This window comes from Dactylosporangium sp. McL0621 (assembly GCF_049995355.1).
Taxonomy (GTDB): Bacteria; Actinomycetota; Actinomycetes; order Mycobacteriales; family Micromonosporaceae; genus Dactylosporangium.
In genome coordinates, this window is the sequence record NZ_CP188259.1 from 2,093,841 (window position 1) to 2,115,048 (window position 21,208).

Sequence of the window (21,208 nt, forward strand, 5' to 3'; positions counted from 1 at the left end):
CGCCGGGGTTTCATCCCCGGCGCTGGTATGCGTCGATGCGGTCGCTCAGTGGTCGTCGGGCCAGTCGCCGGTGAGCCGGCGCACGCCCTCCGCCCCGCCCCGGTCGATGGCGGCCTTCACCACGGCGAAGATCGCTCCCTGCAGCGCCGCGGCGGCCAGGACCTCGCTCCAGCCGTACTCCCGCGAGGTCGCCTCGGGCGCGTCCTCCTCGCCGGACAGGCGCTTCCAGATCTGCTTGAACACGACCCCCGCCGCGATGCCGCCCGCCACGCTGAAGGCGATGCTGAACGGCTTGTACAGCAGCTTGTTCATTCAGTACTCCCGCCGGTTGCGGAAGCCGACCAGCGCCGCCAGCACCAGCAGGGCGGAGCCGACGACCCACGGGGCCGGCCGCTCCCGCGCCGAGTCGAGCATCCGGCGCATCCCGTTCTGCACCGTCAGGCGCGGGTGCGTGCGCAGCTCGCGGCGCGCGTAGGCGGCGTTGACCGCCATCTGCTCGACGCCCTCGCGCATGCGCAGCTTCGCGGTCTCGACCGAGGAGTGCACCGCCTCCTGGGCCCGCGTCTTCACGTCGGCCCGGGCCGCAAGGGCCTCAACGGTCTCGCCGAGCCCGGCGCGGGTACGGGCGATCTCGGCCCGCAGTGCGTCCGGGTCGGCGGCCTGGCTGTGCCCGTTGGCACTGTGCGATTCGGTCGCCGTCATTTGTGGCCCCCGTGCTTCACCGAGCTGGTGATGGTGTCGATGTCGGCCTTCACGCCCGCGACCGTCTCCTCCGGCATCGCCGGCGCGGCCCGCTTCACCTGGCCCTTGCCCACCAGCGCGAGCACGCCCGCGACGATGAACAGCGCCACGCCGACGATCAGCGCGGCCAGCCAGGCCGGCATCACCGCGGCCAGGCCGATGATGAGCGCGGCCAGCAGGGCGCCGACGCCGTACATCGCGATGACCCCGGCCCCGCCGAACATCCCGAACCCGCGGCCGGCCCGCTTGCCCTTCGCGGTGAGCTCGATCTGGGCCAGCTTCAACTCGTCGCGCACCAGCGTGGAGATCTGCTCGGCGGCGAGCTTCACGAGCTCGGCCGTGGACCGATCGCCCGTGTGGGTGGTCGTACCCGTGATCGGGTTCTGCACGCGCGGCGCCACGGCCGGGCGGTTCTCCAGGGTGGACGTCATGGCTTCTCCTCTCGCCCGTACCAACCTGATGCCCAGCCTTCGGGGTGGTTAACCCGCAACGGTCGCCACGGCCGCCTCATCCACCTCTTCAGGCTCCTCCCGTGCCCTTGCGGGCAGCAGGAAGCACAGCGCGGCGGCCAGAGCGAGCAGCCCGAGCTCGAGCCACAGCACGCGCTCGAGCGAGCCGGTGAAGCCGCGGCCGCCCCAGGAGAAGAACGCGGTGCCGAGCACGGCGACCCCGATCGCGCCGCCGACCTGCTGGGCGGCGGTCAGGGTGCCGGAGGCCGAGCCGACCTCGTGCTCGTCGACGGCGGCCAGGACGATGTCGAAGTACGGCGCCATCGAGGCCCCCATCCCGGTCCCGAGCACCAGCAGCGCGGGCAGCAGCGGCCAGGGCGACGCCGAGCCCCCGGTGGCCGCGAGGGTGACGAGGAGCCCGGCGACGCCGAGCGCGACGACGCCGGTACCGCCGACGAGCACCTTCCGCCCGCCGAGGCGCGCGCTCAGCCCGTGGGCGGCGACCGCGCCCAGGGCGGTGCCGAACGCCCAGGGGGCCTGGGTGAGGCCGGCGCGCAGCGGGCTGAAGCCGAGGCCGATCTGCAGGTACACGCTGATGATGAGCGACAGCCCCATGAGCCCGGCGAAGAAGATCAGCCCGACCACGAGCCCGGCGTTGAAGCGCTGCTTGGCCAGCAGGGAGGGCTCGACCAGCGGGCTCCGCCCGGCCCGCACGCGGCCCTGCTCGTAGCGGCGGAACAGCCACAGGCCGGGCGCGGAGGCGGCCATCGCGGCCCAGCACCACCACGGCCAGCCCAGCTCGCGCCCCTGGACCAGCGGGAAGACGAGCAGCAGCAGCGCGCCGCCGAGCAGCGCCGTGCCGGGCAGGTCCAGGCGCAGGCCCGGGTCGCGCTCGCCCGTGCGGGGGAGCACGAGGGCGGCCCCGACCAGCGCGGCGAGGCCGACCGGCAGGTTGATCAGGAAGATCATGCGCCAGCCGGTGCCGAACAGGTCGGCGTCGACGAGTACGCCGGCCAGGATCGGGCCGCAGACCGCGGAGAGCCCCATGACCGGGCCGAACGCGGCGAACGCGGCGCCGAGCTTCTCGGCCGGGAACGCGGTCTTGATCAGGCCCAGCCCCTGCGGGATGAGCACGGCGCCGCAGAGGCCCTGCAGCACCCGGAACGCGACAAGCCAGGCCGGCCCGGGCGCGACCGCGCAGAGCAGCGACATGAGCGTGAATCCGGCCGCGCCGGCCAGGAACATGGGGCGGCGCCCGAAGATGTCGCCGAGGCGGCCGCCGGTGACGAGGCCGACGGCGAAGGCGAGGGTGTACCCGGCCGCGAGCCACTGCAGGAAGGCGGTGCCGCCGCCCAGGTCCGCGCGGATGGACGGCCCGGCGATGGCGATGATCGTCGCGTCGAGAAGGTCCATGACCTCGGCCGCCAGCACGACGGCCAGGACGACCCAGGGGTTGGAACGCTGTTCGTTTCTCACGAACACCGTTCTACTTACGAACACCGTTCGTGTCAAGTAGGATTGGCGGGTGCCAGCTGCCGCCATTCCCGCCCCACCGTGGCGGGCGCCGAAGAAGCCCCCGGCCGCCCGCCAGCCCCTGAGCGCGGAGGCGGTGCTGAGCACGGCACTGCGCCTCGTCGACCGGGACGGGCTCGACGCGCTGAGCATGCGGCGGGTGGCGCAGGAGCTGGGCACGGGCGCGGCGTCGCTGTACGCGTACTTCGCCAACAAGGACGAGCTCCTCGAGCAGCTCCTCGACCGCGTGGTCGGCGAGATCCCGCTGCCGCGCGCGGACGCCCCCGACTGGACGGCCGAGGTGCGGCGCACCTGCTTCGCCAGCCGCAACGTCTTCTGCTCGCACCGCGACCTCGTGCGCGTCGCGCGGGCGAACATCCCGACCGGCCCCAACTCGCTGCGGTACACCGAGGCCCTGCTGGCGCTCCTGCGCGGCGCCGGCATCCCGGACCGCGTCTGCGCCTGGTCCATGGACCAGATGTCGATGATCATCATCGCCGACGCCGTCGAGCAGTCCATCCACGCCGAGCTGGGCCGGCGCACCGAGGCCGAGGCGGAGCCGTACCTGCACCAGGTCCGCGACTACCTCGCGGCCCTCCCCGCCGACGAGTTCCCCAACCTCGTGGCGCTGGCCCCGACGATGATCGAGGGCAGCGGCGACGAGCGCTTCCAGTTCGCGATCGACCTCATGGTGGACGGCCTCGCCCGCTACGCCGGCGCCGGGGACGGTGACCGGTGACCGCGATCGTCGGCCTGGTCCACCAGGGCACCGTCTACATCGGCGGCGACTCGGCGGGCGCGTCGGGCTGGAGCCTGACCGTCCGCGCCGACTCGAAGGTGTTCCACAACAACGGCTACCTCTTCGGGTTCACCACGTCTTTCCGCATGGGGCAGCTGATTCGGTACTCCCTCAAGCCCCCGAAGCCGGTCGGCGACATCGAGCGCTTCATGGCCACCCGCTTCATCGACGCGGTGCGCGACTGCCTCAAGGCGGGCGGCTGGGCGCGGCGCGACAGCGAGCGGGAGGAGGGCGGCACCTTCCTCGTCGGCGTGAAGGGCCGCCTCTTCACCGTGCACGACGACTACCAGGTGGCCGAGGCGGCGGACGGGTACGCGGCGGTCGGCGTGGGGGACGAGATCGCGCTGGGCGCGCTGTTCGCGACGGCGCAGTCGCGGATGGCCCCGCAGCGGCGGGTCGAGACGGCCTTACGCGCGGCGGAGCGGTTCAGTGCTGGGGTTCGGGGGCCTTTTGTGTGCTTGTCGCAGCCGCCGGGATCGTTGCCTTCGGGGTCTTGAGGTTTGCGTCCGTTATGTCGGGCGCTGGCGCGCAGCGACATAACGGATTTTTCGCCTGACGGGGTTTATGTCGGCTTACCAGGACTTTGGGGCTGCCAAACGACGCTCGGCCGATGGTGGCGGGAGCTTGCGCTCCCGCAACGTGTAAGCGTGGTCCCTGCTCGTTGTTGCGTGCGGTTATTCCTCTTGGCCGTGGTTTGCCGGCGGGTTCGTGCGGGTCGTCATTCGGTGGTCCCGGATTTGTGCGCTATATGAAGTGGGGCAGCGTTGTTCGGGGGTGGTTGGGATAATTGTTTTGTGGTGGGGCAGATATCGTTGTTCAGTCGGGCGCAAGTGGCTTCCATGCGGGATCGGACTCGGGCACGGAATTGGTCGCCTTCTCAAGATGCGTTTCGGCGGGAATGCAAGGAGCGTCGTTACTGGGGGCTTCGGCGGCGGTATGCGGAGAAGCTTCGGCGGGAATATGGCAGTGAGGCGGCTGGGTATGCGAGCTTTGCGCGGCGGGCGGCGGAGGCGAAGGCCAACTACGAGCAGCGGGCGGCTGCCGTTGCGCCGGGCGGCCCCGTTTCGTCGGTTGAGCAGGTCGAATGTCCGGTCCCGCCGGTCCCGCGAGTTGAGCGGCCCGGAAGTCCCGTCCTGCCGGATGAGCACTCCGTAGAGCGGGCCGTTGCCGACAATGACGATGGTCCCCGGCCGCGGCGCGGCATGGACGGCGCCGACCGGGCCGGCCCTAAATGGCAAAACCGGCCCGCACCGGCGTCACGATCGCGCGGTCCCGCCGGCTCGTCAAGGTGCGGAACAACTAACCGCAGCCGGCATCGGCCGGCGCATTGTGCATGTCGCCGAAATCTTCGAGCGCCAGCTTCAATCGGCCATTATCCAACGTTGCCGCCGAACCGGCAATATTGCCGGAGTGAAGGATTGCCGTACCGTGTGCGCATGACGTTCTCGATCGTTGGGCGCTCCGAAGACGGGCTGTCCCTCGGGGTCGCGGTGGCCAGCAAGTTCCTCGCCGTCGGGGCCGCTGTGCCCGCCGCCGAGGCCGGGGTCGGGGGGCTTGCTACGCAGGCGTTCGCGAACCTGGCGTACCGGGCGCAGGGGCTGGCGCTGCTGCGGACCGGTACCGCCGCCGGAGACGTCATCGCCGGGCTCACCGCCGCCGACGCCGGGCGGGCGCACCGGCAGCTCGGGGTCGTCGGGCCGGACGGGGACGGGGCGACCTACACCGGGGACGAGTGCTTCTCGTGGGCCGGGGGCGTGGCCGGGGACGGGTACGCGATCCAGGGGAACATTCTCGCCGGGGCCGAGGTCGTGGCCGAGATGGAGCGCGCGTGGCTCGGCTCGGCGGGGCTGTCACTGCCGCGCCGGCTCTATGCTGCGCTCGTCGCCGGGGACGCCGCCGGTGGGGACAGTCGCGGGCGGCAGAGTGCGGCGCTGTTCACCGTGCGGCGCGGGGCCGGGTACGGGGGCATGAGCGATACCGAGGTCGACCTCCGCGTGGACGACGACCCCGATCCGGTCGGGCGGATGGGCGGGCTCATAGACCTTTGGGAGTTGTACTTCGGTAAGCCCGACCCCGCCACCCTGCTACCCCTGGACGGCCCGCTCGCGGTCGAGGTCGGGGAGCGGCTGGCGGCGCTCGGGTACGACTCCCTCGACGCCTGGGCCGGGGTCGAGAACCTCGAGGAGCGCATGGTGGCCGGCTCGATCGACCCGCTGGTGCTGGAGCAGCTGCGCGCCGCCAAGCCGTAGGCCATCCGGCGACCGCGCGCAGGGTGGCGGCCTCGATCGACGTGCCGCCGGGCCGTGGTCACCTGGCGGCCGCGCGCAGGGTGGTGGGCTCGATCGACGTGCCGCCGGGCCGTGGTCACGCGGCCGCCGCGCGCAGGGCGGCCAGGGTCGTGGCGATCGCCGGGCGGTTCGCCGCCGATGCTCGCACGGCCGCGGTGATGCGGCGCTCCAGCGGCTCAAGCAAAGGGTGCGCGGTCACGTCGTAGCGCGGGTCCACGGCCAGCCCGGGCAGGAGCGTCACCGAGAGGCCGGCCTCGACGTGGGCCAGGAGCGGGCCGTACGAGGCGAAGAGCGCCGTCACGTCCGGCTCGAAGCCCGCCCGCCGGCACGCCCGCGTGATGAGATCGTGCGTCCACGTGCCCGGGCGCTCCGCGGACCAGAGAGCGCCGGCGTACGAGGCCAGATCCACCGGTCCCGCGCCCGCGCCCGCGGCGGCGCCGGCGACCGGTCCCGCGCCCGCGGCGGCGCCGGCGACCGCGACCGCGCCCGAAGCGGTGACGAGAACCACCGGGTCGGTCGCCAGCGGGGTGTGCCGGATCTCGTCGTCGACCGGGGCGGTGCCGTCGAACAGGTCCGCGGTCACGGCGATGTCGCACGCGCCGCGGCGCAGGGCCGGCACGCTCTCGGTCGGGTCGAGCTCCCGGATGTCGATGCGCAGGCGCGGGGTCTCGGCGCGCAGGCGGCGGATGGCGGCCAGGACGAACGTGTTCGCCGCGCTCGTGAACGCGCCGATCGTCACGCGGCCGGCCGGCGCGGAGGCGTCGCCGGCGAGCTCGGCGCGCGCGGTCTCCATCTGGTCGAGGATCGTGCGGGCGTGCCGGGCCAGGGTCTGGCCCGCGTCCGTGAGCCGCAGGCGGCGGCCGGCCCGCTCGAACAGGCGGGCGCCGGCCTCCCGCTCCAGCACCGCGAGCTGCTGGGAGACGGTCGAGGGGCTCAGATGGGCGGCCTGGGCCACGGCGCGCACGGTGCCGAGCGCGGCCAGGTCGCCGAGCAGCTTCAGGCGCCACGGATCCAGCAAGGTCCGCCCCGATCGTTCGATTTAGGTGTACACGCTGTACGAATTTGTGAGCTGGAAGTGAACATAGCGCGGGCCGTAGCGTCAGGTCATGGCGGACTTCTGGAGCGATGCCGAGCGGCATGTCGTGCGGTACGGCGGGGCCTTCACCCCGGAGATCATCGTGCGCGCCGAGGGCAGCCACGTCTTCACCGAGGACGGGCGGCGCATCCTCGACTTCACGTCGGGGCAGATGAGCGCGATCCTGGGGCACTCGCATCCCGAGATCGTGGCGACGGTACGGCGGCAGATCGGCGAGCTCGACCACCTCTTCAGCGGCATGCTCTCCCGGCCCGTCGTGGACCTGTCGCGCCGGCTGGCCGAGTCGCTGCGGCGCGCGGAGGCGCCGGAGCTGTCGAAGGTACTGCTGCTCACGACCGGTGCCGAGTCCAACGAGGCGGCCGTGCGCATGGCGAAGCTCGTCACCGGCGGGTACGAGATCGTCTCCTTCGCCCGCTCCTGGCACGGCATGACCCAGGCGGCGGCCGGGGCCACCTACAGCGCCGGGCGCCGTGGCTACGGGCCGCCGTCGCCGGGCAACTTCGCGATCCCGGCGCCGGACTCGTACCGCCCCGACTTCACCCTCCCCGACGGCACGCTGGACTGGCGGCGCCAGCTCGACCACGCGTTCGCGCTCTTCGACGCGCAGTCGTCCGGGGCTCCCGCCGCCTGCCTCGTCGAGCCGATCCTGAGCTCCGGCGGGGTCATCGAGCCCCCCGCCGGCTACCTCGCGGCGCTGCAGGCCAAGTGCCGTGAGCGGGGCATGCTGCTCATTCTCGACGAGGCCCAGACCGGCCTCGGGCGAACCGGGATGTGGTACGCGTTCGAGCGCGACGGCGTCGTGCCCGACCTCCTCACGCTCTCGAAGACGCTCGGTGCGGGCCTTCCCCTGGCGGCCGTGGTGACCACGGAGGAGATCGAGCAGAGGGCGTACGAGCGCGGCTTCCTGTTCTACACCACGCACGTCAGCGATCCGCTGCCCGCCGCGGTCGGGCTCACGGTGCTCGACATCATCGAGCGCGACGGCCTCGACCGGCGCGCGGCCGAACTGGGGGAGCGGCTGCGGCGGGGCCTGCTCGAGCTGCAGGGCCGGCACGACGCGGTCGGCGACGTACGCGGGCGCGGGCTGCTGCAGGGTCTCGAGCTCGTGACCGACCGCGCGGCCAAGACCGGCGCGGACAAGCTGGGGGCCGAGGTCACGCGGCGGTGCCTGGCGCTGGGCCTGCACATGAACGTGGTGCAGCTCAAGGGAATGGGCGGCACGTTCCGGATCGCGCCGCCGCTGACGAGCACCGACGAGGAGATCGACCGGGGCCTGGCCATCCTGGACGAGGCCCTCGGCGAAAGCCGCTGAACGGGCAGATACCCCGTCGGGCGATAAGTCCGAAAAGTCGCGGCGCGGAGCGCCCGACTTTTCGTCGCCGCCGCTGCCCGAGGTCGTTGTGCACCGCGCAAAAGCCGGCCTGAGGAGCGATTTCGGCGCCTGTCTGCGATCGAGCGCAGCTTTGCCGAGAGATCGTTGCGCACGGCGTATCGGGTGCCCGGCTGAGGTTCTGGCGCGCCTGTTTGTCGCTCGAGCGCGGTGGCGCGGATTTTGAGGGGGTTTGGGTGGAGCGAAGCTCCCCCAACGCGAGCGGAGCGAGCCAGGAATACAGCTAGGAGAACAGCTCGTTGCGCACTGCGTACAGGGCCGCCTGCGTCCGGTCCTGTACGCCCAGCTTGGTCAGGATCGCGCTCACGTGCGTCTTGACCGTCTTCTCGGCCAGGCCCAGGTTGCGCGCGATCTCGCGGTTCGAGCGGCCCCGGGCCACCTCCGCCAGGACCTCGCGCTCCCTCGCCGTCAGGTGGGCCGCATCCGGGGGCGGAGCGCCCTCGGTCAGCAGGCGGGCCACGTCGGGGTGGAGCAGGACGTGGCCGGCGTGCACGGCGCGGATCGCCGCGGCCAGGGCGGGCGGGTCCACGTCCTTGTAGACGTAGCCGGCCGCGCCCGCGCGTACGGCCGGTAGGACCGCGGACGGCTCGGTGAAGCTCGTGATGACCAGCACCCGCGCTCGGGTGCGGGCCGCGGCCAGTTCGTGCAGGGCCGACACGCCGTCGCCGCCCGGCATGCGCAGGTCCAGCAGGATCACGTCCGGGTCGGTGCGGGCCGCCTCCGCCACGCACGACCTGCTGTCGAAGGCCTCGCCCACTACCTCGATGTCGTCCTGCACGTCGAGGAAGGTGCGCAGCCCCTGGCGTACCACCGGATGGTCGTCGACCACGAGGACCCGGACGGTCTCAGGCACCCGGCACCTCCATGGTCACCGTCGTGCCCCCGCCCGGCGTGGAGCGGATCAGGAGGCGGCCGCCGGCCGCGCGGGCGCGTTCGCGCATCGAGGCCAGGCCCAGCCGCGGGCGGGGCAGGTCGCCGCGCGGGTCGAAGCCGCGGCCGTCGTCGGCGACGGTCAGCACCACGCCCGGGCCCGCGCGGCGCAGGTGCACGGCCACGTGGGCGGCGGCGGCGTGGCGCAGGGCGTTGTGCAGGGCCTCCTGGGCCACGCGGTACGCCGCCTCCTCGCGCGCCGTCGGCAACCGCGGCACCGCGTCGGCGGTGAAGGAGACCTCGGCCGCGTGGACGCGGTCGAGCAGCTCGGCCTGGCGGCGCAGGGCGGGGGCGAGACCGTCGCCGGCGAGGTCGACCGGGCTCAGGCCGACCACGATGGACTTCAGCTCGGCGGTGGCCTCCGCGGCCAGGCGGCGCACCACGTCGAGCTCGGCGGCGGCGCGGGCCGGGTCGCGCTCGACCAGCGCGGCCGCGGCGTCCACGGTGAGCCGGAGGCTGAACAGCTTCTGGGTGACGGCGTCGTGCAGCTCGCGGGCGATCCGCTGCCGTTCCTCCACGATGGACAGTTCGCGGCCGCGCTCGTAGAGGCGGGCGTTGACGATCGCGATGGCCGCGTGCGCGGCGAGCAGCTTCAGCAGCTCCTCGTCGTCGGCGTCGAACGCGCCGCCGCGCTTGTTGGCCAGGAACAGCTCGCCGAGGATCTCGGCACCGTCCACAATGGGCATGCCGAGGAAGTCGACCATCTCCGGGTGGGCCGCGGGGTAGCCCTCGAAGCGCGGGTGCGTGCGGATGTCGGCCGAGCGGACCGGGCTCGGGTCGCGCAGCATCGCGCCCAGCAGGCCGTGCTGGCGCGGGATCGGGCCGATGCGCCGCCACTGTTCGTCGCTGAGGCCGTCGGCCAGGAACTCCCGGAACGAACCGAGCTCGTCGGGGATGCCCAGCGCGGCGTACTCGGCGTCGAGCAGCCGTCGCGCGGCCGAGACGATCGTCTGCAGGACCTCGCGCACCGAGAGGTGCGCGGTGACGGCCAGCACCGCGGCGCTCACCTCGCGCAGCTCTTCCCGATCGCATCCGGCCACGCTCCCCAAGGTACCGACGCCAGGGTCCTAGGACCATGGACCTAGGCGCGCCCCCGTCCGCCGCCCGATGGCACGCGGCCGTGCGCTTCCTAGCGTCGAAGCCATGGACACCAGAACCGCCATCGTCACCGGGGTCTCCCGCGGCCTGGGCAAGGCGCTCGCCGAGGCGCTCGCCGGGGCCGGCTGGACCGTCATCGGCGACGGGCGGACCCTAGAACCGGCGGAGCCGGGCGGCCACCCGAACATCAGGGCGATCCCCGGCGACGTCACCGACTCCTGGCACCGGGCGCTGCTCGTCGAGACCGCGCTGGAGACGGGCCGGCTCGACCTGCTCGTGAACAACGCGGGCATCCTCGGGCCGAGCCCGCAGCCGGCGCTGGCCGACTACCCGCACAGCGCCCTGCGCGACGTGCTCGAGGTCAACCTGGTCGCGCCGCTCGCCCTCACCCAGCTCGCCCTGCCCGCGCTGCGCGATCACGGCGGGGCGGTGGTGAACATCAGCTCGGACGCGGCCACGGGCGCGTACCCGGGCTGGGGCGGGTACGGCGCGGCCAAGGCCGCCGTCGAGCAGCTCAGCCACGTGCTGGCGGCCGAGGAGCCGAAGCTGCGCGTGTGGTGGGTCGACCCCGGCGACCTGCGCACGCAGATGCACCAGGAGGCGTTCCCGGGCGAGGACATCGGCGACCGGCCGCCGCCGGAGTCCGTGACGCCCGCGTTCCTGCGGCTGCTCGCGGCGCGGCCCGAGTCGGGCCGGGTCAAGCTGTGACCGCCGTGCTCGACTTCGCGCTCCCGGCCGAGCTGGAGGCGCGCGAGCCCCCGGAGGCGCGCGGCCTGGCCCGTGACGAGGTGCGGCTGCTCGTCGCGTCGCCGGCCGGCGTCGCCCACCACCGGTTCACCGAGCTGCCCGGGCTGCTGCGCGCCGGGGACGTGCTGGTCGTCAACACGTCCGGGACGCTGGCGGCGGCCGTGCGCGTTTCGGGGGTACCGCTGAGCCTGCACTTCTCCACCAAACTGCCCGACGGACGCTGGGCCGTCGAGGTGCGCGGCCCCGACCGGCGCCCGCACCCCGGCGCGCCCGGCGAGCTGCGGCTGCCCGGCGGGGCGAGCGTCACGCTGGAGGAGCCGTACACGCGCGGGCGGCTGTGGGTCGCGACCGTGCGCACGCCGGTGCCGGTCCCCGAGTTCCTGCGCCGGTACGGCGAGCCGATCCGCTACGCGTACGTGCGGCGGCGGTGGCCGCTGTCGGCGTACCAGACCGTGTTCGCCCGCGAGCCCGGCAGCGCCGAGATGCCCTCGGCCGCGCGGCCGTTCAGCGAGCGGGTCGTGACCCGCCTGGTCGCCGGGGGCGTGCAGTTCGCGCCGCTGCTGCTGCACACCGGGGTCGCCTCGCCGGAGGCGCACGAGCGACCCTACGAGGAGTGGTACTCCGTCCCGCCCGCCTCGGCCCGCCTGGTCAACGACGCCCGGGCGGCGGGCGCGCGCATCATCGCCGTCGGCACCACGGCGGTGCGGGCCCTGGAGAGCGCGGTCGCGCCGTCGGGGCGGGTCGTGGCGCGCGAGGGGTACACGGACCTCGTCATCACCCCGTCCCGCGGCGTCACGGTCGTCGACGGCCTGCTGACCGGCTTCCACGAGCCGCGCGCGTCGCACCTCGACCTGCTGGCCGCGGTGGCCGCGCCGCCGGTGCTGGCCGCCGCGTACGACGCGGCCGTGCGCGAGGGCTACCTGTGGCACGAGTTCGGCGACGTGAACCTCCTCCTGCCGTAGGGTCGTGCGGGTGGACGATCTGGTGGCACGGGCCCTGCGGGAGTTCAACGAGCGCATCGACGTGTACGACCCCGCCCCGGGCCCGGCGGTGGCCGAGGTGCGCGTCGGTGAGCAGGTCATCACCCTGCGCGCGCCGGTCGCGAAGGCCCTCGCGGAGGCGCTGCGCTCCTACGCCGACCCGCGCGACCGCGGCCCCTGCGACCACTGCGGCGGCCCGCGCCTGGACGACAACTTCGTCTGCGCCGACTGCGGCCGCCCGAGCGGCGTCTTCGGCCGCCTGCTGGCCGAGCGCGTCGCCCGCTACGACCCGCCGTCCGAGCTGTCCTGAGCCCGGATCCTCGCCAGCAGCGCCGGGACCCAGTGCCCGCCGTAGCGCGCCTGCAGCTCCGGACGGCGCCAGTCGTCGCCGGTGACCACGCCACGGCAGAGGCGGCTGCCGCACGCGCACGGCATCCGGAACCCGGGGTCGGCCGTGCTTGTCGCGTAGTCGTTGGTGAGCTCCTCCCCGGCTGTCACGTCCCTGCGGGCGACGAGCGCGTACGGCCCGGCCCACCACAGGTTGGGGTCGCACGCGTGGTTGCCGAGCCCGTTGGGGCGCCCGGGCGGCAGCACGAGGTGCACATCGTCGCCGACGGTGATGGTGTCGACGTACGCGGTCGCCGTGGCGATGAGCCGCCGCAGCTCCGCCCACGTGACGAGCCGCCCGCCGAGCCGCGACACGAGCGTGCCGGCCGCGATCGGCGCGCGGGCGAAGAGCCCCCGGCCCGCGATGGGCGACGGCCCGGCGACCGCATCGGGGTGCAGGAAGCAGTCAGCCTCCGGGAGCGCGGTCATCGCCCCGCGGCCTCGCGGAGGTGGGCGAACTCGGCGGCCAGGGCCGGCAGCTGGTAGTGGGCGTTCAGGCCGCTCGGGTTCGGCAGGATCCACAGCCGCGTCGGTAGCAGGGCGTCCGAGTCCTGCGGGCCGACCTTCGCCGCCTGGGTGCCGAAGGCGACCCGGAACGCGGTCACGCCCAGGACGGCCAGCCAGCGCGGCGCGTACTCGGCCACCTTCGCGCGCAGGAGCGCGCCGCCCGCGGTCAGCTCCTCGCGGGTCAGCTCGTCCGCCCGGGCCGTCGCGCGGGCGGCCAGGTTCGTGATGCCCAGGCCCCAGCCCGGCAGGAGGTGCTGCTCGTCCGGGCGCAGCTGCCGCGGCGTGAAGCCGGACCGGTGCAGGGCCGGCCAGAAGCGGTTGCCCGGGCGGGCGAAGTGGTGGCCGCTCGCCGCCGACCACAGGCCCGGGTTGATGCCGCACAGCAGGACGTCGAGGCCCGGGGCGATGACGTCGGGCAGCAGGCGGTCCGCGGCGGCCAGGAGCTCGTCGCGCGTGAAGCGCACGCGGGCGGGTGCGTGGCGGTTCACGGGCGACGGCATGCGGACAAGCATGCCAGGGCGCGGGGCCCGATCCGGCACAGTGAAAGGCATGGATCTGGATGCGGTACTGGCGCTGTGGGACTCGCCCGTCGACGAGCGGGCCGACGCCGTCGCCGATTTTCGGCGGTACTACGCCGATCCCGTGCCGGTGAAGGGGGTGCCCGTGTCCGCCGAGGGGCTCGTGGCCCGCGCGCGGGCGCTGCAGGCGGCGTTCGCCGACCGGCGGACCGAGATCGTGCACCGCGTCGAGACCGCGGACCGGGTCGTGATCGGGTTCTTCATGCACGTGCGGCACGTCGGGCCGTACGACACGCCGTTCGGGCGGGTCGCCGCGACCGGGCGGCCGCTGCGCATCCGCGTCAACGACATCCTGACCGTTCGCGACGGGCTCATCACCGACATCTGGGTGATGAGCGACGACGTGGACCTGCTGCGCCAGCTGGGGAAGCTGCCCTCTAGCGTCTGAGGCATGAGCGAGCGGCGGTTGATTTCGAGTGGGTCGACGTTCGAGCGGGAGATCGGGTACTCCCGCGCGGTGGTGGACGGCGACTGGGTGCACGTGTCCGGCACGACCGGGTTCGACTACGCCCGCATGACGATCTCGGACGACGTGGTCGAGCAGGCCGAGCAGTGCTGGCGCAACATCGACGCGGCGCTGAAGGAAGCGGGGGCCTCCCCGGCCGACGTGGTGCGGGTGCGGTACCTGCTGCCCGACGCCGCGGACTTCGAGCTCTGCTTCCCGGTGCTGCGGCGGTGGATGGGCGACGTGCGGCCGGCGGCCACCATGCAGGTCTGCGGGCTCTCCGACCCGCGGATGCGCATCGAGATCGAGGTGACCGCGCGCCGCGGGTCCGAGCTGGGCTGGCCGGGCTGACAAAACCGGGCTGACAAAAATCAGTCAGTCATCCGACAGGGTGATCCCCAGGGCCGCGGCGAAGAGGCCCAGCAGCTCCTCCGGGTCGACGCCGGTCATCGTGGCGCCCTCGAGGCCCTCGATGCCCGCCGCGCCCCCGAGGGTGCACGACTCGAAGCGGGCGCCCGCCGCGGCCGCGCCCGTGAAGGTCGCGCCGGTCAGGTCGCAGCCGCTGAACGTGGCCCCGGTCAGGTCGGCGTCGGTGAAGTCGGCGCCGGTCAGGTCGGTCGAGGTGAAGAAGACGGAGTGCAGCTGGGCGTCGCGGAAGACGCTGCGCTCGGCCCGGCAGTCGCGCACCGTCACGTCGCGCAGGGTCCCGCCCAGCCACTGCAGGTCGGCCAGGCCGCAGTCGCGCAGCGTGACGCGGTGCAGGACGGCGTGATCGGCGTGCACGTGGTCGAGTGCGGTGCGTTCGAGCAGGCAGTCGGTGAGGATCGCGCCCGACAGGGCGGTGCCGGTCAGGTCGGCGCGGTTGAAGCGGCACTGCACGAACTCGGCCGACTTCGCGCTGCGGCCGGTCAGGGCCAGGTCGTAGAAGCCGATGGCCTGGTAGGCGGCGTCGTCGCGCAGGTCGTCCTCCTCCAGCGTGCCCAGCGTGAGGGCGCGCGGCGGCCGGGGGCGGGCCGGGCCCGGGCGGGCCGCGGAGACCGTCGGGAACGCGCCGGTGGCGAACGTGCCGGCCGAGAAGGTGCGGCCCTGGGCCGCGTGGCGCGGGGTGGGGCGCACGCCGGAGGGTGACGGCTGGGAGGGGACCGCGGGCAGGGCCATGGATGTGACGTTAGTGGCTGGAGTGACAGTGCGTCACGGCGGGCCGCCGGGTGTCGATCGGAAACCCGGGCGCGGGTGAAAATCACGGGGCAATCGCGCGGGCGCATGCCTATTCTTGTGCGCGTCATGTCTGAAACGCCCCAGCCGGCCGCCCTGGGCGAGCTGCGCGCTCGCCTCGCCGGGCTCATGCCCCAGGATCAGCATCGGCTGCGCCGCCGTCTCGACGGGGCCAAGCGCTCCAAGAACGCGCACGGCATCGCCGAGGCGATCAGGGCGGACGTCGAGCGCGCCGAGCAGCGGGTCGCCGCCCGCCGCGCCGCGCTGCCCGCGATCAGCTACCCGGAGCAGCTGCCGGTCAGCCAGCGCAAGGACGAGATCCTGGCCGCGATCCGCGACCACCAGGTGGTGATCGTGGCCGGCGAGACCGGGTCGGGCAAGACGACCCAGCTGCCGAAGATCTGCCTCGAGCTCGGCCGCGGGGTCACCGGCCAGATCGGGCACACCCAGCCGCGGCGGATCGCGGCCCGGACCGTGGCCGAGCGCATCGCCGAGGAGCTCGACACCGACCTGGGCGCGACCGTCGGCTTCAAGGTGCGCTTCACCGACCAGTCGTCGGAGCAGACCATGGTCAAGGTCATGACCGACGGCATCCTGCTCGCCGAGATCCAGCAGGACCGGCTGCTGCGGCGGTACGACACGCTCATCATCGACGAGGCCCACGAGCGCAGCCTGAACATCGACTTCATCCTGGGGTACCTCAAACAGCTCCTGCCCCGCCGCCCCGATCTCAAGATCATCATAACGTCGGCCACGATCGATCCCGAGCGGTTCTCCCGGCATTTCGGGGACGCCCCGATCGTCGAGGTCTCGGGGCGCACCTACCCCGTCGAGGTCCGGTACCGGCCGATCGAGGACGAGGAGGACGCCGACCAGTTCGACGCGATCTGCCTGGCCGTCATGGAGCTGCAGGACGAGGGGCCCGGCGACGTGCTCGTCTTCCTCAGCGGCGAGCGCGAGATCCGCGACACGGCCGACGCCCTGACCAAGCTGGACCTGCCCGGCACCGAGATCCTGCCGCTGTTCGCCCGGCTCTCCTTCGCCGAGCAGCACCGGGTGTTCCAGGCGCACAGCGGGCGCCGGGTGGTGCTGGCGACGAACGTGGCCGAGACCTCGCTCACCGTTCCCGGCATCAAGTACGTCGTGGACCCCGGCACGGCGCGCATCTCGCGGTACAGCCACCGCCTGAAGGTGCAGCGCCTGCCCATCGAGCCCGTCTCCCAGGCCTCGGCCAACCAGCGCAAGGGCCGCTGCGGGCGCACCTCCGACGGCATCTGCATCCGCCTGTACAGCGAAGAGGACTTCAACGCCCGGCCCGAGTTCACCGACCCGGAGATCCTGCGCACCAACCTGGCGTCGGTCATCCTGCAGATGATCGCGCTCGGCCTCGGCGACCTCGGCGCGTTCCCGTTCATCGACCCGCCCGACCGGCGCAACGTCACCGCCGGGGTGCAGCTCCTGGAGGAGCTCGGCGCGCTTGATCACAAGCAGGCCCTGACCGCGCTCGGGCGCCGGCTCTCCCAGCTGCCGGTCGACCCGCGGCTCGCCCGGATGGTGCTGGAGGCCGACAAGAACGGCTGCGTGCGCGAGGTCATGGTGATCACCGCGGCCCTGTCCATCCAGGACCCGCGCGAGCGCCCGGCCGACAAGCAGGCCCAGGCCCAGCAGTCGCACGCCCGCTTCGCCGACAAGGACTCGGACTTCACCGGCTACCTGAACCTGTGGAACTACCTGCAGGAGAAGCAGCAGGAGCTGTCCAGCAACCAGTTCCGCAAGCTGTGCCGGGCCGAGTACCTCAACTACCTGCGCGTGCGCGAGTGGCAGGACATCTACAGCCAGCTGCGCCAGGTGCTCAAGACGATGGACGTGACGCCGAACGAGGAGCCCGCGGCGCCGTTCCCGATCCACGTCTCCCTGCTGACCGGCCTGCTGTCGCAGATCGGGCTCAAGGACGCGGAGAAGAACGAGTACGTCGGCGCGCGCGGCGCCCGCTTCGCGGTGAACCCGGGCTCGGCCCTGTTCCGCAAGACGCCGCGCTGGGTGATGGCGGCCGAGCTCGTGGAGACCACGCGGCTGTGGGCCCGGGTGGTGGCCCGCATCGAGCCCGAGTGGATCGAGCCGCTGGCCGAGCACCTCGTGAAGCGGCAGTACAGCGAGCCGCACTGGGAGCGCAAGCAGGCCGCGGTGATGGCGGTGGAGCGGGTGACGCTGTACGGCGTGCCGATCGTCACCAACCGGAAGGTCAACTACGGCCGCATCGACCCGGCGCTGTCCCGCGAGCTGTTCATCCGCCACGCGCTGGTCGAGGGCGACTGGGAGACCCACCACGCCTTCTTCGCCGAGAACCGCCGGCTGCTCGGCGAGGTGGAGGAGCTCGAGGCCCGGGCCCGCCGGCGCGACCTGCTCGTCGACGACGAGACGCTGTTCGAGTTCTACGACGGCCGGCTGCCCGAGGAGGTGGTCTCCGGCCGCCACTTCGACAGCTGGTGGAAGCGGACCCGGCGGGAGTCCCCGGACCTGCTCACGTTCGACCCGGCGATGCTCGTCAACGCCGGCGCGGAACCCCTCGAGGCGGCCCAGTACCCGGACGCGTGGGAGCAGGACGGGCGCCGGTTCGCGCTGACGTACCAGTTCGAGCCGGGCACCGAGGCCGACGGCGTGACGGTCCACATCGGACTGCCGCTGCTCGGCTCGGTCCGCCCCGGCGACTTCGCCTGGCAGGTGCCGGGCCTGCGCGAGGACCTCGTGACGGCGCTCATCAAGTCGCTGCCGAAGGCGACCCGGCGCAACTTCGTCCCGGCCCCCGACACCGCCCGCGACGCGCTCGCCGAGATGCCGCCCCGCGACGGCGACCTCCTCGACGCGCTGGAGCTGGCGCTGCGGCGGATGACCGGGGTCTCGGTGCCGCGGGCGGAGTGGGACTGGCCGAAGGTGCCCGAGCACCTGAAGATGACCTTCCGGATCGTCGACGACGCCGGCAAGGTCCTCGGCGAGGGCAAGGATCTGACGGTACTGCGGGAGCGCCTGGCCCCGAGGGTGCAGGAGACGGTCGCCGAGGCGGCCGGGGACGTGACCCGCGAGGGCGCCACGACCTGGGAGTTCGGCACCCTGCCGCGCAGCCTGTCGCGCACGGTCGCCGGGCACACGCTCACCGTGTACCCGGCCCTGGTCGACGACGGCGCCTCGGTCTCGGTCCAGGCCTTCGACCTGCCGGCCCGCCAGCAGTACGAGATGTGGCGCGGCACCCGCCGCCTGCTGCAGCTCACGCTCCCGCCGCCGGCCCGGTTCGTGCAGGGCCGGCTGTCCAACGAGGCGAAGCTGGCGCTGAGCCGCAACCCGCACCGCAACGCCGTCGACCTGCTCGAGGACTGCGCGGCCTGCGCGGTCGACCAGCTCATGACCGACGCGGGCGGCCCGGCGTGGGACGAGGCCGGGTTCGCCGCGCTGCGCGACAAGGTGCGGGCCGACCTCGTCGACCTGACCCTCGACATCGTGGGCCGCGTCCGCAAGATCCTCGCCGCCTCCTACGACGTCGAGCAGCGCCTGGCCCGCACGAAGAACCCGCTGCTGCTGCCGGCCCTGACCGACATGCGCGCGCAGCTGGGGCGGCTGGTGTACCGCGGCTTCGTCACCGACACCGGCTGGCAGCGCCTGCCGGACCTGGAGCGCTATCTGCGCGGCATCGAGCGGCGCCTGGAGAAGGTGCCGACGGACACCGGCCGCGACCGCGACCGGATGCTCACGGTGCAGGAGGTGCAGCGGGAGTACGACCAGCTGGCGGCCACGATGACGATGACGCCGCAGCTGCGCGAGATCCGCTGGATGATCGAGGAGCTGCGCGTCGGGCTCTTCGCCCAGGCCCTCGGCACCGCCTACCCCGTCTCCGACGTGCGCATCTACCGGGCCATGGACGCGCTGCCGTCCTGAGCCCGGCGGTGCAGCACCGGGGCCAGGGCCGCGACGACCGCGACCAGCCCGGCCAGGCCCAGCAGCGCCCGCCCGAGCCCGATCACGTCGGCGAGGGCGCCGATGAGCGGCGGGCCGACCAGGATCGAGCCGTACCCGATGCTGGTGACGAGCGCGATCGCCTCCGCGGGCCGGTCGGTCTCCCCGGCGGCGCTGACCGCGGCCGGGAACACCAGGCACACGCCCAGGCCCCACAGCAGCGCCCCGGCGTAGGCCGGCGCGGCGGCCGGGGCGAGCACGGTGGCGGCGATCCCGGCCACGCCGAGCAGTGCGCCCAGGCGCACGGCGCCGGAGCGGCCGAGGCGGGCGACGGCGGTGCTGCCCGCGAACCGGCCGGCGGTCATCGCGGTGGCGAACACGGTGTACCCCAGCGCCGCCGACGCCTGCGAGAGGCCCCGGCCGGTGTGGAGGTACAGCGCCAGCCAGTCGCCCGCGGCCCCCTCGGCCACCGTCGCGCACAGCGTGATCAGCCCGATGAGCAGCAGCGCCCGGCTCATCGGGGCGCGCCCACGCCCGTCGGCGGCGGCCGGGGCGGCGGCGGTGCGCTCGTCGAGGTACAGGGTCAGGCCGGCGTACGTCACCGCGAGCGATACGACCGCGGCGATCGCCAGGTGCGGGGCGGCGCCGAGGCCGGCCCGGGCCGCGAGCGAGCCGGCGGCCGCCCCGCCGATCGAGCCGAGGCTCCAGCAGGCGTGGTACCGCGGCATCCACTCGCGCCCGGCCGTGCGGTCCACGAAGCTGCCCTGCACGTTCATGGCCACGTCCCAGGAGCCGTACGCGAGCCCGAGCACGAACAGCGCCCCGGCGAGGGTCCACAGCCCGCCCGCGAGCCCGGCCGCGGCGAGCGCGGCGACCGCGACCACCGCGGTGCCGGCCACCCAGGCGCGGCTGCCGAAGCGGCGGCAGGCGTGCCCGGTCACGGGCATGGAGACGAGCGAACCGAGGCCGAGGGCGAGCAGGGCCCGGCCGAGCTCGCCCGGGCCGATGCCGAGCCGTTCGACGACCGCGGGGATGCGCGAGACCCAGCCGCCGACGACCGCGCCGCTGGCCGTGAAGACGAGGGCCGTGCCCAGCGCGGCCCGGTTCAAGACGGGCTAGAGGTCGTCGGGCCGGCGGAAGGTGACGGTCCGGTCGTCGCCGGGGCCCGCATTGGGGTCCGGCTGGATGATCTGCGTCGGTCCGCCGGGGGCGCCGCCGAAGTTCGGGTTGATCATCTGGGTCTGCGCGGCCGGCGGACCGTAGGTCTGGGGCGGCGGAGCGCCGTAGGCCGGCGGCGGCGGGGACCCGTAGGTGGTCGGGGCCGGCCCCCCGTAGAAGCCCTGGGGCGCGGGGACGACCGGGTGCATGCCCGTGTCGGGCTCGCTGCGGTCCCTGCGCCGGAAGTAGAAGAGGCTGCCGATGAGGCCGAGCGCGCCGACGATCGCGATGATGCCGACCCACAGGCCCAGGCCCATGCCGCCGCCGCTGCCGCTGGTCTTGTTGGTGCCCGCGTCGGTCGTCGCGATGGCGACGCCGTTGCCGGCCTCCGGCACGGCGAAGCTGCCCTCCTCGGTGAGGCCCGGGGTCTCGCTCGCCGACAGGCTCGAGGTCTTGGTCGGCTTGGCCGACTTCGTGGTCGCCGAGGGGGTCGGCCCGACGGCGCGCAGCTGGAAGTTGTCGGCGTTGCCGCCCTCGACCGCGATGCGGCCGGCCGCCTGCCCGGCGGTCTTCACGGTCAGGGCGATCGCGCCGTTGGCCGACTTGCCGGCGGCCAGGGTGCCGTTGGAGCGGCACGTCGCCGCGTGCCCGGCGCCGCCGACGGCGCAGCCGGGGTTGTCGCCTGCCTCCAGCACCGCGTTGCCCGGTGCCGTCACGACCACGGTCAGGCCGGTGATCGGCTGCTTGGTGTTGTTCTTGATCGTGAAGCCGACCTGGACCTTGTCGCCGACCTTGCCCTGGACGTTGGCGTTGGCGACCTTGAGCTCGAGCTGGTCGGCGGCCCACGCGGGCGTCGCGGCGAAGGCGATCAGGCCGACGCCGAAGGCCGCGACGGCCCCGGCCGCCGCGCTCCAGCGTCGCATCCTTGAATCAGTCATAGCTT

General features: G+C 73.6%; 22 protein-coding genes. 10 read left to right on the forward strand and 12 right to left on the reverse strand.

Features of this window, described 5'->3' with window-relative positions:
* Nucleotides 1-45 precede the first annotated feature (45 nt).
* From ACPPVO_RS09635 to ACPPVO_RS09650, 4 genes are read right to left on the reverse strand one after another with little or no spacing between them, the layout of a single operon-like run.
* On the reverse strand, nucleotides 46-312 hold the full coding sequence (locus ACPPVO_RS09635) for a DUF4235 domain-containing protein (protein ID WP_426510871.1): 267 nt from the start codon (nucleotides 310-312) through the stop codon (nucleotides 46-48).
* Complete coding sequence (locus ACPPVO_RS09640; protein ID WP_426510872.1) at nucleotides 313-702, reverse strand: DUF3618 domain-containing protein; 390 nt, start codon at nucleotides 700-702, stop codon at nucleotides 313-315.
* A complete protein-coding gene (locus ACPPVO_RS09645; protein ID WP_426510873.1) occupies nucleotides 699-1,172 on the reverse strand; it encodes a phage holin family protein in 474 nt (157 codons plus the stop codon). The genes ACPPVO_RS09640 and ACPPVO_RS09645 overlap by 4 nt, the downstream gene beginning before the upstream one ends.
* Before the next feature lie 48 nt (nucleotides 1,173-1,220).
* Nucleotides 1,221-2,666: an MFS transporter gene (locus ACPPVO_RS09650; protein ID WP_426510874.1), complete on the reverse strand. Its 1,446-nt coding sequence runs from the start codon at nucleotides 2,664-2,666 to the stop codon at nucleotides 1,221-1,223.
* A 49-nt stretch (nucleotides 2,667-2,715) separates the two neighbouring features.
* Here ACPPVO_RS09650 and ACPPVO_RS09655 point away from each other — a divergent pair, with 49 nt between their 5' ends.
* The 3 genes from ACPPVO_RS09655 (at nucleotide 2,716) to ACPPVO_RS09665 (ending at nucleotide 5,750) form a co-directional block, all read left to right on the forward strand.
* Nucleotides 2,716-3,441 carry a TetR/AcrR family transcriptional regulator gene (locus ACPPVO_RS09655; protein WP_360391860.1) on the forward strand — a complete coding sequence of 242 codons (726 nt, stop codon included), beginning with the start codon at nucleotides 2,716-2,718 and terminating at the stop codon, nucleotides 3,439-3,441.
* Nucleotides 3,438-3,998, forward strand: a complete 561-nt coding sequence (locus tag ACPPVO_RS09660; RefSeq protein ID WP_426510875.1) for a hypothetical protein — start codon at nucleotides 3,438-3,440, stop codon at nucleotides 3,996-3,998. The genes ACPPVO_RS09655 and ACPPVO_RS09660 overlap by 4 nt, the downstream gene beginning before the upstream one ends.
* A gap of 939 nt (nucleotides 3,999-4,937) precedes the next feature.
* Nucleotides 4,938-5,750, forward strand: coding sequence for a DUF1028 domain-containing protein (locus ACPPVO_RS09665; protein WP_426510876.1), 813 nt, complete (start codon nucleotides 4,938-4,940; stop codon nucleotides 5,748-5,750).
* 115 nt (nucleotides 5,751-5,865) lie between these two features.
* Here ACPPVO_RS09665 and ACPPVO_RS09670 read toward each other — a convergent pair whose 3' ends face one another.
* The gene (locus ACPPVO_RS09670; RefSeq protein WP_426510877.1) at nucleotides 5,866-6,807 is read right to left on the reverse strand and encodes a LysR family transcriptional regulator; all 942 of its coding nucleotides are present in this window, start codon (nucleotides 6,805-6,807) and stop codon (nucleotides 5,866-5,868) included.
* An 88-nt stretch (nucleotides 6,808-6,895) separates the two neighbouring features.
* Between ACPPVO_RS09670 and ACPPVO_RS09675 the strand changes: the two genes are divergently transcribed.
* The gene (locus tag ACPPVO_RS09675) at nucleotides 6,896-8,197 is read left to right on the forward strand and encodes an aspartate aminotransferase family protein (protein WP_426510878.1); all 1,302 of its coding nucleotides are present in this window, start codon (nucleotides 6,896-6,898) and stop codon (nucleotides 8,195-8,197) included.
* Between the two features lie 301 nt (nucleotides 8,198-8,498).
* Here the strand turns inward: ACPPVO_RS09675 and ACPPVO_RS09680 are convergent, their stop codons facing one another.
* Both ACPPVO_RS09680 and ACPPVO_RS09685 read right to left on the reverse strand, forming a co-directional pair.
* Complete coding sequence (locus tag ACPPVO_RS09680; protein ID WP_426510879.1) at nucleotides 8,499-9,128, reverse strand: response regulator; 630 nt, start codon at nucleotides 9,126-9,128, stop codon at nucleotides 8,499-8,501.
* Nucleotides 9,121-10,245 (reverse strand): GAF domain-containing protein, encoded by a 1,125-nt coding sequence (locus ACPPVO_RS09685; protein ID WP_426510880.1) that lies wholly within the window; start codon nucleotides 10,243-10,245, stop codon nucleotides 9,121-9,123. Before ACPPVO_RS09685 ends, ACPPVO_RS09680 begins: the two co-directional genes overlap by 8 nt.
* A 103-nt stretch (nucleotides 10,246-10,348) precedes the next feature.
* On the opposite strand from ACPPVO_RS09685, the gene ACPPVO_RS09690 reads away from it, so the two are divergent.
* Genes ACPPVO_RS09690 through ACPPVO_RS09700 form a run of 3 tightly spaced genes read left to right on the forward strand, consistent with a single transcriptional unit; the run spans nucleotide 10,349 to nucleotide 12,340 of the window.
* Nucleotides 10,349-11,011 carry an SDR family oxidoreductase gene (locus tag ACPPVO_RS09690; RefSeq protein ID WP_426510881.1) on the forward strand — a complete coding sequence of 221 codons (663 nt, stop codon included), beginning with the start codon at nucleotides 10,349-10,351 and terminating at the stop codon, nucleotides 11,009-11,011.
* The gene (locus ACPPVO_RS09695) at nucleotides 11,008-12,012 is read left to right on the forward strand and encodes an S-adenosylmethionine:tRNA ribosyltransferase-isomerase (protein WP_426510882.1); all 1,005 of its coding nucleotides are present in this window, start codon (nucleotides 11,008-11,010) and stop codon (nucleotides 12,010-12,012) included. The genes ACPPVO_RS09690 and ACPPVO_RS09695 overlap by 4 nt, the downstream gene beginning before the upstream one ends.
* A 10-nt stretch (nucleotides 12,013-12,022) precedes the next feature.
* Nucleotides 12,023-12,340 (forward strand): hypothetical protein, encoded by a 318-nt coding sequence (locus tag ACPPVO_RS09700; RefSeq protein ID WP_426510883.1) that lies wholly within the window; start codon nucleotides 12,023-12,025, stop codon nucleotides 12,338-12,340.
* On the opposite strand, the gene ACPPVO_RS09705 is transcribed toward ACPPVO_RS09700, so the two are convergent.
* Together ACPPVO_RS09705 and mug are read right to left on the reverse strand one after the other, a co-directional pair.
* Nucleotides 12,313-12,846, reverse strand: a complete 534-nt coding sequence (locus ACPPVO_RS09705) for an SET domain-containing protein (protein WP_426510884.1) — start codon at nucleotides 12,844-12,846, stop codon at nucleotides 12,313-12,315. The genes ACPPVO_RS09700 and ACPPVO_RS09705 overlap by 28 nt on opposite strands.
* Nucleotides 12,843-13,424, reverse strand: coding sequence for a G/U mismatch-specific DNA glycosylase (gene mug / locus ACPPVO_RS09710; RefSeq protein WP_426510885.1), 582 nt, complete (start codon nucleotides 13,422-13,424; stop codon nucleotides 12,843-12,845). Before mug ends, ACPPVO_RS09705 begins: the two co-directional genes overlap by 4 nt.
* Nucleotides 13,425-13,473: 49 nt before the next feature.
* Between mug and ACPPVO_RS09715 the strand changes: the two genes are divergently transcribed.
* Complete coding sequence (locus tag ACPPVO_RS09715; protein WP_426510886.1) at nucleotides 13,474-13,890, forward strand: ester cyclase; 417 nt, start codon at nucleotides 13,474-13,476, stop codon at nucleotides 13,888-13,890.
* Between the two features lie 3 nt (nucleotides 13,891-13,893).
* Entirely contained in the window at nucleotides 13,894-14,298 is a 405-nt protein-coding gene (locus ACPPVO_RS09720) for a RidA family protein (RefSeq protein ID WP_426510887.1), read from the forward strand.
* Nucleotides 14,299-14,322: 24 nt separating this feature from the next.
* On the opposite strand, the gene ACPPVO_RS09725 is transcribed toward ACPPVO_RS09720, so the two are convergent.
* Nucleotides 14,323-15,105 (reverse strand): pentapeptide repeat-containing protein, encoded by a 783-nt coding sequence (locus ACPPVO_RS09725; protein WP_426510888.1) that lies wholly within the window; start codon nucleotides 15,103-15,105, stop codon nucleotides 14,323-14,325.
* Nucleotides 15,106-15,231: 126 nt separating this feature from the next.
* Between ACPPVO_RS09725 and hrpA the strand changes: the two genes are divergently transcribed.
* Nucleotides 15,232-19,089, forward strand: a complete 3,858-nt coding sequence (gene hrpA / locus ACPPVO_RS09730; protein WP_426510889.1) for an ATP-dependent RNA helicase HrpA — start codon at nucleotides 15,232-15,234, stop codon at nucleotides 19,087-19,089.
* On the opposite strand, the gene ACPPVO_RS09735 is transcribed toward hrpA, so the two are convergent.
* Complete coding sequence (locus ACPPVO_RS09735) at nucleotides 19,059-20,216, reverse strand: MFS transporter (protein WP_426510890.1); 1,158 nt, start codon at nucleotides 20,214-20,216, stop codon at nucleotides 19,059-19,061. The genes hrpA and ACPPVO_RS09735 overlap by 31 nt on opposite strands.
* Before the next feature lie 6 nt (nucleotides 20,217-20,222).
* On the reverse strand, nucleotides 20,223-21,188 hold the full coding sequence (locus ACPPVO_RS09740) for a hypothetical protein (protein WP_426510891.1): 966 nt from the start codon (nucleotides 21,186-21,188) through the stop codon (nucleotides 20,223-20,225).
* Between the last annotated feature and the right edge of the window lie 20 nt (nucleotides 21,189-21,208).